Consider the following 15,731-nt stretch of genomic DNA (forward strand, 5'->3'; position numbering starts at 1 on the left):
CTTGGTGGAACGGGGTCACAGCTTGGCCATGATCAGATCCAGGTAGGCGCCCTTCGCCAGATCCGCAGGGCTGATTCCCAGGGCTTCCATGAGTTGATGGGCCTGTTCGGTGGCTTCTTCGGGTCCGAACACTCCACCCACGGCCACTTCCAGCTCGATGAAGTCACCGAGCCCGTCCACGGAGTCCAGATGGATCCTGGCCTCTCCCACCTGGACCACGGCACGGTGCTTGCGAACGCGCCCAATTTCCCCGTAAGCATCGGCCAGGACCTGACGCAGACCATCCGGATCGGACGTTGTTGAATGAACATAGTAGGAAGACTTCGGACCGGGTTCGTCTGCCCTGCGGTAGAAGATCAGCACTCCGTGGCCATCGCCGGTCACGCGCAGCTTGAGCCGGCCGCCTGGACACTCAAAGAAAGTATCGTCCTGCGAGCTGTGCCCGGGTTCCGAGCCACCCAGGGAAAGCACGGTGGGCAGCAGACGTTCGATGCTGTCTACATGCGCTTTGATTTCGATGTTCGTTGGCATGGATTTCCCCGGATCAGCTGTGGACGATGTACGCAGTGGAACGAGTGGATGGTGGCTTCCAAGCCTAGCGAACCCCTTGCCGGGCTTGTGCTGAGCGTTTCGTTTGCCCGGTCCGCCCGGGAATCAGCCCGATTTTTCTCGGCCCGATAGACTTGGGGCTGCATGTCCGCATGCGCACGATGCTTTTGAACACTGCACCAAAACCCTGAGATTGGACACGGCCACCTTGCGAGAATTTACCGCCCGCTTTGCCACTGCCGAGGAAATCGATAATTGGGACAAGCACGTCACTGCCAACCCGAACGGTGGCAACATGCTGCAGTCGGACGCCTACGCGGCAGTCAAGGACGGCAATGGGTGGCTTGTCCGCCGGCTCGTCATCGAGACCGCTGACTACGCCAGCTACAACCTCCTGCTGGAGAAGAAGTTCCCCGTCCTGGGACGGCTCTGGTACCTGATCAAGGGTCCGGACGCCGGGTCCGTTGACGACATCAAGCCCATGCTGGACGCCGTCGCTTCCTTGGCGCGGGAACAGAAGATGAACGTCTTCACCATCAAGATAGAGCCCGACGTCGTGGAGTCGCCTGAGGTGGCCGCTCACCTGAAGGCCAGTGGCCTGGTCAAGGCCCCGAATATCCAGTCCAACGACTCCACCGCGCTGCTGGACATCTCAGCGCCTGCCAATGAAGTGCTTCGGAGCATTTCCTCCCGGGCCCGCAACGCAGTCCGCCGTGCAGAACGCGAGGGCTGCATTGTCCTGCAGGAAGAGGCCGGCGAGGAAAGCTACCGCAAGCTCTACGCCCTCATGCAGAACACCGTGAACGCCAAGGGCGCCATGCCTCTGCGGAGCTATGAGTACTATGCCGCGTTCTGGGGTGCATTCTGCAGTCGTGGACAGGGACAGTTCTTCTTCGTGTACGAGGACGATGCCCCGAGCGTAGGCGCGTTTGTGATCAATTACGGTTCCAAAGCCACCTACAAGGATGGCGGGTCGACACAGAACCGCAAACAGTATGGCGACTCCCACCTGGTCCAGTGGGCTGCCATTCAGCGCATGCAGGAACTTGGCTGCGTCGAGTATGACTTCTGCGGCACCCCTCCAGGAGCCCGGATCAAGGACAAGACCCACCCGCTGTATGGCCTGGGATCGTTCAAGACAAGCTTCACCAAGACGGTCACGGACTTCGTGGGCTGCTACGACCTCGTGCTGGGTCCGGTCCGTTACAAGCTGTGGCTCAAAGGGGCCGAGCGGGTGTTCCGTCGACTTGAAACCATGCGCACCGGAGGCCAGTTCTACTGACCGGCAGCAAAAGCCAACAAGCCAGCGAAAAGGCCCGCCCCGGCCACCAACGGGCGCAAATCTAACTTAGGCGAGGTAATTTCTTTGACTCCGATCGAGGCTGGAACCGACATGGAATTCGTGATTCTCAGCGACGCTGATTTCGAGACGTTTGCCAAGGGACACCCGCAGGGGAGCTTCATCCAGTCCATGGACCTGACGCGTTTCCAGCGCGCCCGCGGACAGGAAGTCGAGCTCTTCGGCGTGACCCGGGGCGGGAGCCTTATCGCAGCAGGAAAGCTCGTGTACACGTCCAACCGTTTTGGCTACAAGACAGCCGACTGCGCCAAGGGACCACTGATGGACTACAGCGACCCGGCAGTGGTTCGCTTCGTCGTCGGGCAGTTGAAGAAGCACGCGGCTTCGAAGAAGGCCGCAGAGCTACGGATATCACCCAACCTCCGGTACATCGCGCGCGATGAGGACGGCGCGGAGCACCCGGAAGTCGAGGACAACCGTCCATTGCTCAAGGAACTGGAAGGCCTTGGCTTCCAGCACCAGGGCTTCGACATGAACTTCGCCAACATCAACTGGATGTTCATCAAGCAGCTCGACGGCATCGCCGATTCCGAAGAGCTCATCATGGGTATGAACTACCGCACCCGCAAGGCCATCAGGAAAGCGGAGAAGAACGGCGTGTACCTGGAACAGGCCACGCTGGAAACGCTGGATGACTTCTACAGCGCGCTGAGCACTGCCGGCGACGAGAAGGGCTTCACGTACCGCGAACGCGAGTACTACGAGCAACTCCTCAGGAACACCTCCGATGAGTTCACCAAGCTCATGATGGCCAAGATCAACATCCCGGAGTACCGGGCCTCCATTACCGAACGCCTGGAAGCTGAATCCGCCACCCTTGCTGACCTCAAGCGGGAGGTTGAGGAAACCGGCAGCAAGAAGAAAGCCAACCGCGTCAAAGTGGTCCAGGATCTCGTGGACAGCTACGAGCGAAGCCTGAAGGACATCGAGCGCTTCCCGGACTCCGTGGGCGTGGCTACCGTAGCTGCCATCCACTTTGCGTGTTCAGGTGACGAACTCACGTGCGTCATCGGCGGCACCGTGCAGGACTACATCTACTTCAACGGCGCAACGTCCCTTTACTGGGGCATGATGTTACACGCGCTGAACAACGGCTACTCCCGCTACAACTTCTACGGGACTTTCGGCATCCAGGGCCAGGACGAAACCGGGCACGGTGGCTATGAATTCAAGAAGGGATTCGGTGGCGAGGTAGTCCAGCTGCTGGGTGACTTCGTTGCTCCGGTCAGTCCCCTAAAGTACACGGCGTACCGTGTGGCCAGGAAGCTCGCAGGGGCCGCCCAGACAGTTCTGGGACGATTGCCGCTGGGCAAATTGCCGGTAGTACGAAACCTGCGGGGTAACCGCTGATCAAACAGCCAAGGGAGGATCGCCGCGTGACTGAACGCCCCGATGGGTCCGCCAGCCGGCCCCAGACCGACGGGTTGCCAAAGACCCAGCCGTTGCGCCCGTCGCAGGTCCGGCAGAACGTCAACGCCAAGCGCATGCTGATGCGCCTGGTGCAGGGCGATAGTCCGCCTACCGCTCCCATGAACATCGTGGACCGGCTCGCCGGGAGTCCCTACGCCAATCCCACCATCCAGGTGGTTGGCGTGGACGCCTCGGCCCGCAAGACCATCGACTTCGCGCTCCATTTGGCCGAAGTGATGTTCCGTTACGGTGCGGGTGCGTTGGAAGTAGAGACGAGCATGATCGCTGTCACGGCCGCGCTCGGACTGAAGAACGTGGAAGTGGACATCACCAACCAGTCGGTGGCCATCAACTACGCTCCCAAGGACCAGACCCCCATCACCCTGCTGAGGGTGGTGCGCTCCTGGACCAACAACTACGCCGGATTGGCTCAGGTCCATCAACTGGTCACCGACATCGTGGCCGGGGGAGTTGGCCGTGACGAAGCCGTTCGCCGGCTGAACGGCATCATCCGCAGTGCCAAACCCTTCCCCCGGTGGATGGTGACGATCGCCTTCGGTATCTTCGCCGCAGTCTTTGTGGGTGTGTTGGGTGGCGGCATTGGTGCCTCGGCGGTGGCTTTCGGTTCCAACATCCTCATCAGCCTGCTGTCCCGCCAGCTTGTTAGATGGCGGACGGCGGACTTCTTCAACACCATGGCCTGCGCCTTCCTGGTCACGTTCGTTGCCCTGATGCTCCGTTGGGCGGGGGTGGAGATCGCGCCATCCATTGTGGTGGCCGGTGGAATCCTGCTGCTCCTTCCCACGGGCCGGCTGGTGTCCTCGGTGCAGGATGCCATCAACGGCTTCCCGGTGACTGCCGCAGGCCGGTTCCTCTCCACGCTGCTGACCTTTGGCGCGATCGTTGCGGGCATTGGCGTGGCCGTGGTGGTCGGGACACTGATGGGCAGTGCCGTCCTCGACGTCACCCAGACGTTCCCCGACGCGTACCCGCTGTGGGGCCAGGCCATCCTGATCGCCGTCGCCGTGGTGGCAATCGGCGTGACGGAACAGACCCAGATGCGGTTGTTGATTCCGACGGCGGCAGTCGGGTTGGTAGGTTTCTTCGTTTTGTGGGGGGTCGGCCAGGCCGGCCTGGGGGACCGTTTGTCTCCAGCCGTTGCGGCCGTGGCCATTGGCCTCCTGGCCCGTGTGGTGGCGTTGAAGCTGGGTGCCCCGCAGCTGGTGGTGGCTGTTCCGGCCGCGCTCATCCTGCTGCCGGGGCTGACCATTTTCCGGTCAATGTATGCCTTGACCGTGGAAGGCGGCAACATCCTGCTGGGTGCGGGCGGAATGCTGAATGCAGGCGCGATCGTACTCGGGGTAGCCGCTGGAATCGTGCTCGGCGACAACCTCGCCAGGCCGCTGACCAAGGGTCTTTCCAGCAACGAACGCCGCCGGGTGCGCCGGCGCTAGGCCGCCTCCCCCTCTCGAGTTTTTGTACAGATATGGCCCCTAAAACGTCTTTTTAGGGGCAATATCTGTACAAAAAGTCAGCTAGATCTGGCCGACGGGAAGCTTCTTCTCAGCTTGGAACACTTCTTCCACGCGGCCCTGCGCCCAGTACCCGGACAACGAAACCTGCGAACGCTCCAGGCCGCGCTGGACGAAGAAGATCTCCCTGAGGCCCTTCATGTACCCCCGCTCGCCGTGCGCGAAGACGTCGACGCGTCCCGGCAGCCATTCGGTGCTGCGCAGGGCGTCCAGGAGCAGGGGGCTGGAGCCGGCCGGCGTGCCCTTGCGCAGCAGCCAGTGCAGTTCGACTCCGTGGGGCGCTGCGAGGGGAAGAATGTCGGCTTCGCTGTCCACCTCGAGGTAGGCGGTTCCCCGGGCGTCGGCGTCCAGGGCCTCAATGCATGCGGCGATCGCAGGGATCGCTGCGTCATCTCCGGCAAACAGGTACCAGTCGGCGTCGGGGGATGGTTTGTAGCCGCCGCCCGGACCAGTGAAAATCAGCGAATCCCCGGGCCTGGCCTTGGCCGCCCAAGGACCTGCAAGGCCTTCATCCCCGTGCACCACGAAGTCGATGGCCAGTTCTTGTGCCTCCAGGTCCACCCAGCGGATGGTGTAGGTCCGGGTATGCGGCCACTGTTCGCGTGGCATGGTCTCGCGGATGGCCCACAAGTCCAGGGGCTGCTCGTAGTCGATGCCGTCCTGCGGGAAGACGATCTTGACGTAGCGGTCCACGTAGTCGTTGTTGACGTAGTCGTTGAACCCCGGACCGCCGGCCACGATCCGCACCATGTGGGGTGAAAGGCGCTCGTTCCGCAAGACGGTCAGGTTGACCTGCGGACGGCTTTTGCGTGTGGCGGACGAGGTGACGGGGAGAGCAGTCATATAGGTAAGCCTAAGCTAATCGACTGGGCCCCGGCCGGGTATGAGTCGAAGGTTACAAGTCGAAGGTTACAAACGCTCCCTCACGTTGCGCGTACTTGGGCCAAACGCTTCCTCACGTCCTACAGGACCGGGAGTTCCCAGTCGACAGGTTCCGCGCCTTGTTCGACCAACAATGCGTTGGTCCTGCTGAAGGGTTTGGAACCGAAGAAGCCCCGGGACGCCGAGAGCGGGCTTGGATGGACGGAGACCACCGACGGCGCCCCCTCCAGCAGCGGCACGACACTTTCGGCGTCTTTGCCCCACAGGATTGCGACCAGCGGCTTCTGCCGTCCCGCACCGTCCGTCCGCTGTGCGACGGCGGTGACTGCCGCCGTCGTGATGGCCTCCCATCCCTTCCCGCGGTGGGCGCCGGCATTGCGGGCCTCGACCGTGAGGACGCGGTTCAAGAGGAGGACGCCTTGCTCCGTCCATGCGCTGAGATCGCCATGGACGCGGGGTGGGAGGCCGAGGTCGTCATGAAGCTCTCGGTAAATGTTGGCAAGGCTGCGGGGGATGGGCCGTGTTTCGCGCGAGACGGAGAAGGAAAGTCCCACGGCGTGTCCCGGTGTCGGATAGGGATCCTGGCCCAGGAGGAGGACTTTGACGTCGGACAAGGGTTGCTGGAACGCCCGGAGGATGTTCCCGGAGGCGGGGAGGATCTGTTTGCCGTCGTTGGCACGCCGGGCGGCAAAGGACAGGGCATCGCGCAGTTGGCCTTCGACCGGACGCAGGGCATCGGCCCAGTCGGGAGCCATCAGCTCCTCAATCGGACGGTCAAGCAGCGCAGCCAAGCCCGCGTCCTCCGGGCCCGCAGGTTCAAGATCAAAGAGAGCATCCTCGCCAGTCACCCGGCCATTGTCTCCCGCGTGGCGGAGGTCGGGCGAATGACAGTGATGTTATTCGCCCGTAACATGGGGGTAGGACATTTTCCCCAACAAGCGTCGAAGGAGTGTGCCGTGGCAGAACCAGCACCGGAACCAATGGCGCCGCAGGCCGACGGGTTGGCCTTGGAAGATCTCACGGCCGGTACCCGAAGCGACTCCCCGTTGAGTGAGCGTGATCAGCAGATGTTGGCGCTGGAACGGCAGTGGTGGAAGTATGCCGGCGCGAAAGAACAGGCTATCCGGGAGCTCTTCGACCTCTCTGCCACCCACTATTACCAGATCCTGAATGCACTGATCGACACCGAGGACGCGCTGGCCCACGACCCCATGCTCGTCAAGAGATTGCGTAGACTACGTACGTCCCGCCAACGCGCGCGGACAGCGCGGCGCTTGGGGTCGGACGCGTAAATCGCCAGGCTGATCTGTCAGCAGCAACCAGCAAGGACAACGCTTCACCATGACCAAATATGCCAGGGACGAATTCGACCAGGTCCCACAGAACACCTCCCGGCAGGGCATTCATCGCGACGGCCAGGACATCGCGCGTCCCACCTTGTGGCCGGTTCTGACTGTTGGAGCTGTGGCTCTGGTGCTCGGCCTCGTAGCGTTCCTCATCCTGCCGAACCTTGGGCTTGTCGCGCCCAGCGCGTCGTCAAACGTCTCGACGCCGGTACCCCAGCAAACATCCACCTCGCCGTCCGCTGCGCCTTCCGAATCGAGCAGCGCCCCGCCCGCTTCCAGCGAACCGAGCACCCAGCCGACGCCGTCGAGCACTCCGTCAGCGACGCCGTCATCGGCGCCGGTAGACAAGAGCGTTCCGGTGGCGGTTTACAACGGGGCAGGTACTGCCGGCTTGGCGGGCAGGGTTGCAGGCCTGGTGCAGGGCGGTGGCTGGACGCTCAGCACGGTAGCCAACTGGGGCGGCATTCCCCAGCAGACCTCGGTGATCTTCTACAACGCTCCGGCGCAGAAGGCCAATGCAGAGGCCTTGGGAACCCTCCTGGGCATCCAGACGATCATTGAGACCCCGGATGTGCAGCAGCCGCTGGTTGTCGTAGCGGGACCCGGCTACCAGTAACGGCGCGGCTCCACGGCCCAAAACGGCCAACTCGGTTAAGCCTCAATAACAAAACCAGCACCCCGCCCATTGGGGGCAGCGCCGGCGGAGTGACTGTGGTTACAGTGGACTAATTCCGGTCCGGAGATCCCGGCAACCGGTCTTGGCTACTGCGAAAGTGTGGGCATCATGGCATTGGGAACCGTCAAATGGTTCAACGCCGAAAAGGGCTACGGATTCATCACTGTGGATGAGTCCGGCGACGACGTCTTCGTGCACTGGTCGGCTATCCAGATGGATGGCTTCCGTGCCCTCGAGGAGGGCCAGAGGGTTGAGTTCGAACTGGGGGAGGGCCAGAAGGGACCGCAGGCCGAGGGTGTTCGCGTCGCCTGACTTTCAGGGTTGTCCCGCATCGCCATCAGCTATCGGCTGAAACCCGTGTTTTTACTGCGAAAAGTGGAGACTCTGCTTGCACTCTCCCCGGTCGAGTGCTAATTATTGATTTAGCACTCCTGCGGTTCGACTGCTAAATCCGGCCCGGGTTTCCCCGGTGGCGGACAGTGGTGGGATCGCTGGGAGATCAAGAAACACCTTGGTGGGGTGAGGTTCGGAACGCGGGGCATACAGAGGCCGCACGTGAAGGACCGTCCGTCGCGGGCACCCCATCTGACAGGTACCTTCTTAACGACTGTCCCGAAAGGACTACCGCCGTTATGGCCAAGATCATTGCATTTGATGAAGAGGCACGCCGCGGCCTCGAGCGGGGCCTGAACATCCTCGCAGACGCCGTCAAGGTCACCCTCGGCCCGCGTGGACGCAACGTCGTCCTCGAAAAGAAGTGGGGCGCCCCCACGATCACCAACGATGGCGTTTCCATCGCCAAGGAGATCGAGCTGGACGATCCTTACGAGAAGATCGGTGCAGAACTGGTCAAGGAAGTTGCCAAGAAGACGGATGACGTCGCTGGCGACGGTACCACCACTGCAACCGTCCTCGCCCAGGCACTGGTGAAGGAAGGCCTGCGCAACGTTGCCGCAGGCGCCGACCCGCTGTCCCTCAAGCGCGGTATCGAGAAGGCTGTTGAGGCAGTCATCAGCGAACTGCTGGCCTCCGCCAAGGAAATCGAAACCAAGGAAGAGATCGCAGCTACGGCTTCCATCTCCGCCGGTGACCCGGAAATCGGCAGCCTGATCGCCGAAGCCCTGGACAAGGTGGGCAAGGAAGGCGTCATCACGGTTGAAGAGTCCAACACCTTCGGCCTGGAACTCGAGCTCACCGAAGGCATGCGCTTCGACAAGGGCTACATCTCCGCTTACTTCGTCACGGACGCAGAACGCCAGGAAACGGTCCTCGAAGACCCGTACATCCTGATCGTCAACTCCAAGATCTCCAACGTGAAGGAACTCGTCACGGTTCTGGAGAAGGTCATGCAGTCCAACAAGCCGCTGCTGATCATCGCCGAAGACATCGAGGGCGAGGCCCTGGCCACCCTGATCGTCAACAAGATCCGTGGCACCTTCAAGTCTGTTGCCGTCAAGGCTCCGGGCTTCGGTGACCGCCGCAAGGCCCAGCTGGCCGACATCGCCATCCTCACCGGTGGCCAGGTCATCTCCGAAGAAGTTGGCCTCAAGCTCGAAAACGCCGGCCTGGACCTCCTCGGCACCGCCCGCAAGGTTGTTGTCACCAAGGACGAGACCACCATCGTTGAAGGTGCCGGCGACGCTGACGCAATCGCAGGCCGCGTGGCCCAGATCCGCGCCGAGATCGAGAACTCCGACTCCGACTACGACCGCGAGAAGCTGCAGGAACGCCTGGCCAAGCTGGCCGGCGGCGTTGCAGTCATCAAGGCCGGTGCCGCCACCGAAGTTGAGCTCAAGGAACGCAAGCACCGCATCGAGGACGCAGTCCGCAACGCGAAGGCTGCTGTTGAAGAAGGCATCGTTGCCGGTGGTGGCGTTGCCCTCATCCAGGCAGGCGCCAAGGCATTCGCCAACCTCACCCTGCAGGGTGACGAGGCAACAGGTGCCAACATCGTCAAGGTTGCCATCGACGCACCGCTGAAGCAGATCGCTTTCAACGCCGGCCTGGAGCCGGGCGTCGTGGTGGACAAGGTTCGCGGCCTGCCTTCCGGCCACGGCCTGAACGCTGCCACGGGCGTCTACGAAGACCTTCTGGCTGCCGGCGTCAACGACCCCGTAAAGGTCACCCGCTCGGCTCTCCAGAACGCTGCTTCCATCGCTGGTCTCTTCCTGACCACCGAAGCTGTTGTTGCAGACAAGCCCGAGAAGAACGCTCCGGCTCCCGGCGGCGACGACATGGGCGGCATGGGCGGCTTCTAAGCCCCACAGCTGTAGCGATACAGCGCCAGGCTCACGCTTGAAAACACGCGACGGCGGTCCCCACTCCGGTGGGGGCCGCCGTTGTGCGTCTGCGGCCAGGTTTTCTGGAGCCTGCTGCTGCTGGCTGCCGGGGCGCGGGCGCGTTTAAGTGTCGGTGCGGTCTGGCAGGATTAATGCATGACGATTATTGCTGCCGCCGATGGGTCTGCCCTCGGTAATCCTGGACCGGCCGGCTGGGCCTGGTACGTTGATGACTCCTGTTGGCGCGCGGGAGGGTGGCCGCACGGCACCAACAACCAGGGTGAATTGATGGCTGTGCTTGACCTTTTCCGGTCAACAGCCCACGTACCTCACGAAGAACTGCTGATCCTTTGCGACAGCCAATACGTCATCAATTGCATAACCAAGTGGATGCCGGGCTGGAAGCGAAAGGGTTGGCGGAAGGCCGATGGGAAGCCCGTCTTGAATGTGGACCTCCTCAAAGAGATCGACCACGCGATCGCGGGACGCAAGTACACGTTTGAGTGGGTCAAGGGCCATGCCGGGCATGACCTCAACGAGGCAGCAGACGAGCGCGCACGCGCGGTGGCCACGGCTTATCAGCAGGGCATAGCGCCGCGCAGTGGCCCCGGCTTCCCTGGAGCCCAGGAGAAGGCAACCGCTGCCGGCGAGGGATCTCCGGCAGCGACGACGGTATCGGAGGTACCGGTCCGGTCCGAGCCCGTTGCCGTGGCCTCCGGGGTCGCTTCTGTGTCCGCCTCGAATGCACTTCCGGCGTCCGCGCGTCCTGACCGGAGCGTCCGGCCGCATTTCGAGCCCACCTTGTTTGGCGAGGCGGGCCTCTTCGGCCAGCCCGACCTGTTCAGCGAACTGGGAGATGACACTTCAGCGCCCGAGCTCTCGGCTGAGGACACCGTCCTTGCCTTGGAACGCGAACTGCTCAGGCCGGACGTCAGGGCCGACATCGGAAGGATCGGAGTTCTCCTTCACCCGGACTTCGCCGAGATCGGCAGCTCGGGACGCTACTGGACCCGCGATGCCATGATGATGGCCCTGGAAGAAGACCCGGGAGAGGCAACGGAACTGGAACTCCTGAGCGCGGACCGGCTCAGCGAAAACACCATCCTGCTGACTTACCGTAGTTTCAGCCATTCCGGTTCAGCGCTCCGCAGCTCCGTCTGGACGCTCGACCGGGGCCAATGGCGGCTGCGGTTCCACCAGGGCACGCTCGAAAAACAGTAGCTGAGACAGCCCGGTATAACCTGCAGGGCCGGATGCACAGGGGGAAGACAGCCGGCCCTGCAGGAGTTCAACGGCCCCGCAGGAGTTCGAAGCGTCCTGGATCGGGACGTTTGGTCCGAGTGGATCCTAGTAGGCGAAGCGTTGGGTATTGCCTTGTTCCACCTCTGAGTAGCTGGTTGCGGCCGAGGCCAATGCCATGGTGATGGAATCCAGAGAGGCTTCGACCTTGCTTTGGGTGAGCGACCATTCCACCAGGAGGGCCTGGAAGTTGTTGGCCGCTGAGCCTTTCCAGCTGGCCTGCAGTTCTTCCAGGCCGCGTCTCATGGTGTGCACGTCTGTACTGATGCGGTCCACAGTTCCTTTGACGTTGGCGGACTTGAGCTGCAGCAGCTCGGTATCAACGGAGATGACGGTCATGGATGGTGCCTTTCGATGAAGATGTCCCGCCGTATGCGCGGGCTGCTTGGGAAGCGTGGCCACTGCATTCAGCCTAGGGGCTGCGCCTGCAGCCCGTAACGGCCCTTCATCGCTATGTGGATAAGACTGCTATGTGCAAAAGCACTATGCGGACGGCACCTCGGCCGGTTCTTCACGGAAGGGGAGGCTGACCACCAAAGTGGCGCCGCCGCCGTCGGTCTCTGTCACCTGCACCGAGCCGCCGTGGGAGCCGACGATCGCCGCCACAATCGCCAGTCCCAGGCCACTGCCACCGGTTTCCCGGGTCCGCGAGGTGTCTGCCCGGTAAAAGCGTTCGAAGATCTTGTTGGTTTCCGACTCCGGAATCCCGGACCCGTGGTCGCGGATCTCAATGACGGACATTTTCCCGGCGGGAGTGGTGCTTACGCCGACGGCGAGCTCAATCGGGCTTCCCTCCGGCGTGTACCGCAAGGCGTTGCCCACCAGGTTCCCAATCACTTGGCGAAGTTTCGCTTCATCTCCCTGGACCGGCGCCGCAGAGGGGGCATCGCCGTCGAGACCTGTGAGGGTGATGGTCCGGTCGCCGGAGGAGGCCTTGGTGTCCACCATCGCGTCGTGGGCAAGGAGCTGCAGGTCTACAGGCTTGAGCTGGAGCGGCCGCTGTTCGTCCAGGCGCGCCAGAAGCAGCAGGTCTTCCACCATTGAGCCCATCCGCTTGGCTTCGCTTTCGATCCTCCCCATGGCCATGGCCACGTCTTCCTCGGTGGAGAGGGCTCCGTGCCGGTATAGCTCGGAGAAGCCTCGAATAGTCACCAGGGGAGTCCTCAGTTCGTGGGACGCGTCCGCGGCAAAGCGGCGCATCCGGCCCTCAGAGGCGGCACGTGCGGCGAACGAGGCTTCGATGTGGGCGAGCATGGCGTTGAGGGAACCGCCGAGCCTGCCCACTTCGGTATGCGGATTGTCTACTTCCACACGGCGGGAGAGGTCGCCTGCGGCAATGGCCGCTGCGGTCTTTTCCACCTTGGCCAGGGGGCGGAAGGACCGTGCAACTGTCCAGGTGGCTATGAAGAACGCCAGGACCAGCGTTAGCAGGCCGACGCCCACCACCACGAGGACGGCGTGCTCCATGACCTTGTCCACGGGAGTCAGCGGCAGCCCAATGATGACCACGCCATTCTGCCCGTTGGCCACGACTCCCACAGCAACAACCCGCCAGTTGGTTCCGGCGGTTCCCTTGACCTGGAAGGGCGCATTGGCGCGCTGCTTCGCTTCCAGCGGGGTGATGTTGGAAATCGCCGGACGATCGCTCTGGCTGCCGCCGAATGGATACGGTGCAAGGTCAGGGACGTAAAGCGTCAGGGAATAGTCCGTGGGAACCGCGGTGTCTGCGGGCACGGCGCTGTTAGGCTCGGTCAGCCTGTCGAAGGACTGGCGGTCCTGGGCCAAGGCGACAGCGGCCTTGAGCTTGTCGTCGACTTGGCCCTGCAGGTAGCTCTTGACGAGCGTCAGGGTACCCGCGCCGGTTGCCGCGAGGGCAAGCAGGAGCAGGCACATGATGATGGCTACCAGCTGCGACCGCAGGGAAGCCGACTTCCAGCGTTGCAGCAAGGTCAGCGCTTCTCTGCCGTTCGCAGCACGTAGCCCACGCCACGCTTGGTCTGGATGAGGGCTGCGGCATCGGGATCGATGTCCACCTTGCGGCGAAGGTAGGAAATGTAGGACTCGACGATCGAGGCATCTCCGTTGAAGTCGTATTCCCACACGTGGTCAAGGATCTGGGCCTTGGACAACACGCGGTTGGGGTTGAGCATCAGGTAGCGGAGCAGCTTGAATTCGGTGGGGGACAGCTCGATCACGGTGCCGCCGCGGCGCACCTCATGCGCGTCGTCGTCGAGTTCAAGATCATCAACGCGGATGACGGCGTCATCGTCCTCCAGCGGCTGCGTGCGGCGGAGTACGGCGCGGATCCGGGCCACAACCTCGTCAAGGCTGAACGGTTTGGTGACGTAGTCATCGCCGCCCACCGTCAGGCCGGTGACCTTGTCTTCAGTGTCGTCCTTCGCGGTCAGGAAAAGCACGGGGAAGTGCTTGCCGGCCGCGCGGAGGCGGCGGGTGACGGTGAAACCGTCCATGTCCGGAAGCATGACGTCCAGGACCGCCAGGTCCGGGGCATGAAGGTCGGCGGCGGCGAGGGCTTCGCGACCGTTGGCCGCGGCCACCACCTCGAAGCCGGCGAAACGCAGAGACGTGGAAAGAAGCTCGCGAATGTTGGGCTCGTCGTCAACCACAAGGAGCTTGGCTTCAGGACCGTTCTTTTTCATGACACCCATAGTGCTCCCAGAAACTGGGAGTTCTCTGAATGCTGCATGTGAGCCCCCCAAGTGCCAACGGCGTGTCACGTTGGTTATGCCTGCAGGACCAACCCGACTCCCAGCGCCACCATGGTCACGGCAATCCCGCCGTCCAGGAACCGCCAGGACAACGGACGGGCGAAGAAGCCGCGGAGGAACCTCGCACCGAATCCCAGGGAACAGAACCAGAGGATACTGCCCACCATGGCGCCGGCCCCGAACCACCACTGCAGGGGACTGCCTTGGGCGTTCGCCAGCGAGCCGATGAGGGCGATGTCCAGGTAGACGTGCGGATTGAGCCAGGTCAGTGCGAGGACGGTGGCTACCGCGGCCAGGGCACCGCCCTTGCGGCCGGTACCACCGTTACCACTGGTGCTTTCGCCCGTCGTCAACGACTGCGGCCGCATGGCGCGCCTGGCCGCCATCACGCCGTACGTCACCAAAAATGCGGCCCCTACATAGCGGAGGACGACGACGGCGGCAGGCGCTGCCGTCATCAGCGCACCTGTACCGAAGACTCCGGCCGCGATCAGGACGGCATCCGAAAGCGCACACACAGCGACGATGGGGACGAGGTGTTCGCCCCTGATGCCTTGGCGCAGCACGAACGCATTCTGGGCGCCGATGGCAACAATGAGGGCAAGACCCGTGGCCAGGCCGAGGCCTGCGGAATGGAAGTAGTCAAGGGAAGTCACCCTCCCGAAGTTACGGCGGTACCAAGCCTAAGACCAGCTAAAGTTTCTGAATCTGCGTAAGCTGAGCTTATGAGCCAGTTTCCATCCGAACAGTTGCTGACCTTTGCCACTGTCCTCTCCGAGGGCACGTTGGAAGCGGCGGCGCGCATGCTTCACATCACGCCGTCGGCGGTGTCCCAAAGGCTGAAAGCACTGGAACAATCCACGGGCCGGGTCCTGCTGCAACGCAGCAACCCTGCACTGGCAACTGAAGCCGGCGAGGTTGTCCTGCGGCTGGCGCGGCAGGTGGGACAGCTGGAAGCGGACGCGGGCAAGGAACTGGGTCTGGATGGTGGCCAGCCCCAACTGGCCCTGCCGATCGTGGTCAACGCGGATTCTTTGGCGGTGTGGTTCCTGAAGGCGCTTGCCCAAGTGCCCGGCAGCCTCAACGTCACGTTCGATCTCCACCGTGACGACGAGCAGCACTCCACGTCGCTGCTCCGGTCAGGCACGGTCATGGCTGCTGTGACGGCCACGCCCGAGCCCGTCCAAGGCTGCCGCGTCGAAAGCCTCGGCATCATGCGGTACCTCCCCGTGGCCGCTCCGACGTTCGTGGAACGTTGGTTTCCGGGCCTTCCGAAGGGCCTCGACGGCGCAGCACTCAATGCTGCGCCAACAGTGGACTTCGACCGCAAAGACACCTACCAATGGGCCTTCGTCCAGTCCGTGATCAACGCCGAGGGGCGGCCGGTTCCCGAGAGGAAAGGCCCGCGCCACTATGTGCCGGCATCCCAGGACTTTGGCGATGCGATCCGGCTGGGACTCGGCTGGGGTCTCATCCCGGAAGTCCAATGCGGTCCCGACATTGCGGACGGGCGGCTGATCGAGCTCGCTCCGGAGCAGCCTTTCGATGTGCCGCTGTACTGGCAGCGGTGGCGCACGGCGTCCTCTGCACTGGACACGCTCAGCGAGACGGTCCGCCGGGTGTCGGCACAATACCTCCGCCAGTCCTGAAGACGCTAAATCCGAACACG

16 protein-coding genes are annotated in these 15,731 nt (G+C 62.9%); 9 read left to right on the top strand and 7 right to left on the bottom strand.

Going from position 1 to position 15,731, the window contains the following annotated elements; translation table 11 throughout:
• Positions 1 to 15 precede the first annotated feature (15 nt).
• On the bottom strand, positions 16 to 531 hold the full coding sequence (locus PYR64_RS02980) for a class IV adenylate cyclase (protein ID WP_110505700.1): 516 nt from the start codon (positions 529 to 531) through the stop codon (positions 16 to 18).
• 211 nt (positions 532 to 742) lie between these two features.
• Between PYR64_RS02980 and PYR64_RS02985 the strand changes: the two genes are divergently transcribed.
• The 3 genes from PYR64_RS02985 (at position 743) to PYR64_RS02995 (ending at position 4,773) form a co-directional block, all read left to right on the top strand.
• On the top strand, positions 743 to 1,831 hold the full coding sequence (locus PYR64_RS02985) for a peptidoglycan bridge formation glycyltransferase FemA/FemB family protein (protein WP_110505702.1): 1,089 nt from the start codon (positions 743 to 745) through the stop codon (positions 1,829 to 1,831).
• Positions 1,832 to 1,942: 111 nt separating this feature from the next.
• Positions 1,943 to 3,259 carry a peptidoglycan bridge formation glycyltransferase FemA/FemB family protein gene (locus PYR64_RS02990; RefSeq protein WP_018779550.1) on the top strand — a complete coding sequence of 439 codons (1,317 nt, stop codon included), beginning with the start codon at positions 1,943 to 1,945 and terminating at the stop codon, positions 3,257 to 3,259.
• A 26-nt stretch (positions 3,260 to 3,285) separates the two neighbouring features.
• Positions 3,286 to 4,773, top strand: coding sequence for a threonine/serine exporter family protein (locus PYR64_RS02995; protein WP_018779551.1), 1,488 nt, complete (start codon positions 3,286 to 3,288; stop codon positions 4,771 to 4,773).
• A gap of 81 nt (positions 4,774 to 4,854) precedes the next feature.
• On the opposite strand, the gene PYR64_RS03000 is transcribed toward PYR64_RS02995, so the two are convergent.
• A complete protein-coding gene (locus PYR64_RS03000; protein ID WP_275778266.1) occupies positions 4,855 to 5,694 on the bottom strand; it encodes a siderophore-interacting protein in 840 nt (279 codons plus the stop codon).
• A 119-nt stretch (positions 5,695 to 5,813) separates the two neighbouring features.
• Positions 5,814 to 6,581: a uracil-DNA glycosylase gene (locus PYR64_RS03005; protein ID WP_055973380.1), complete on the bottom strand. Its 768-nt coding sequence runs from the start codon at positions 6,579 to 6,581 to the stop codon at positions 5,814 to 5,816.
• 132 nt (positions 6,582 to 6,713) lie between these two features.
• Here PYR64_RS03005 and PYR64_RS03010 point away from each other — a divergent pair, with 132 nt between their 5' ends.
• The 5 genes from PYR64_RS03010 to PYR64_RS03030 all read left to right on the top strand — a co-directional run bounded on the left by PYR64_RS03010 (position 6,714) and on the right by PYR64_RS03030 (position 11,255).
• Positions 6,714 to 7,025 carry a DUF3263 domain-containing protein gene (locus PYR64_RS03010; protein WP_179128353.1) on the top strand — a complete coding sequence of 104 codons (312 nt, stop codon included), beginning with the start codon at positions 6,714 to 6,716 and terminating at the stop codon, positions 7,023 to 7,025.
• Between the two features lie 49 nt (positions 7,026 to 7,074).
• Positions 7,075 to 7,695: a LytR C-terminal domain-containing protein gene (locus tag PYR64_RS03015; protein ID WP_275778268.1), complete on the top strand. Its 621-nt coding sequence runs from the start codon at positions 7,075 to 7,077 to the stop codon at positions 7,693 to 7,695.
• A gap of 168 nt (positions 7,696 to 7,863) precedes the next feature.
• Positions 7,864 to 8,067: a cold-shock protein gene (locus PYR64_RS03020; RefSeq protein ID WP_011773737.1), complete on the top strand. Its 204-nt coding sequence runs from the start codon at positions 7,864 to 7,866 to the stop codon at positions 8,065 to 8,067.
• A 320-nt stretch (positions 8,068 to 8,387) separates the two neighbouring features.
• Positions 8,388 to 10,013, top strand: a complete 1,626-nt coding sequence (groL, locus tag PYR64_RS03025) for a chaperonin GroEL (RefSeq protein ID WP_018779556.1) — start codon at positions 8,388 to 8,390, stop codon at positions 10,011 to 10,013.
• A 177-nt stretch (positions 10,014 to 10,190) separates the two neighbouring features.
• Entirely contained in the window at positions 10,191 to 11,255 is a 1,065-nt protein-coding gene (locus tag PYR64_RS03030) for a ribonuclease HI family protein (RefSeq protein ID WP_275778273.1), read from the top strand.
• Positions 11,256 to 11,381: 126 nt separating this feature from the next.
• Here the strand turns inward: PYR64_RS03030 and PYR64_RS03035 are convergent, their stop codons facing one another.
• From PYR64_RS03035 to PYR64_RS03050, 4 genes are all read right to left on the bottom strand, one after another.
• Positions 11,382 to 11,672: a WXG100 family type VII secretion target gene (locus PYR64_RS03035; protein ID WP_018779558.1), complete on the bottom strand. Its 291-nt coding sequence runs from the start codon at positions 11,670 to 11,672 to the stop codon at positions 11,382 to 11,384.
• Positions 11,673 to 11,816: 144 nt separating this feature from the next.
• Positions 11,817 to 13,280 (bottom strand): HAMP domain-containing sensor histidine kinase, encoded by a 1,464-nt coding sequence (locus PYR64_RS03040; RefSeq protein WP_018779559.1) that lies wholly within the window; start codon positions 13,278 to 13,280, stop codon positions 11,817 to 11,819.
• 2 nt (positions 13,281 to 13,282) lie between these two features.
• On the bottom strand, positions 13,283 to 13,993 hold the full coding sequence (locus tag PYR64_RS03045) for a response regulator transcription factor (protein WP_026267426.1): 711 nt from the start codon (positions 13,991 to 13,993) through the stop codon (positions 13,283 to 13,285).
• Between the two features lie 83 nt (positions 13,994 to 14,076).
• Positions 14,077 to 14,718: a LysE family transporter gene (locus PYR64_RS03050; RefSeq protein ID WP_064723384.1), complete on the bottom strand. Its 642-nt coding sequence runs from the start codon at positions 14,716 to 14,718 to the stop codon at positions 14,077 to 14,079.
• 69 nt (positions 14,719 to 14,787) lie between these two features.
• Between PYR64_RS03050 and PYR64_RS03055 the strand changes: the two genes are divergently transcribed.
• The gene (locus PYR64_RS03055) at positions 14,788 to 15,711 is read left to right on the top strand and encodes a LysR family transcriptional regulator ArgP (protein WP_079581243.1); all 924 of its coding nucleotides are present in this window, start codon (positions 14,788 to 14,790) and stop codon (positions 15,709 to 15,711) included.
• Positions 15,712 to 15,731 lie beyond the last annotated feature (20 nt).

Source organism: Paenarthrobacter sp. Y-19 (assembly GCF_029223985.1).
In the GTDB taxonomy this organism is placed as follows: domain Bacteria; phylum Actinomycetota; class Actinomycetes; order Actinomycetales; family Micrococcaceae; genus Arthrobacter; species Arthrobacter nicotinovorans.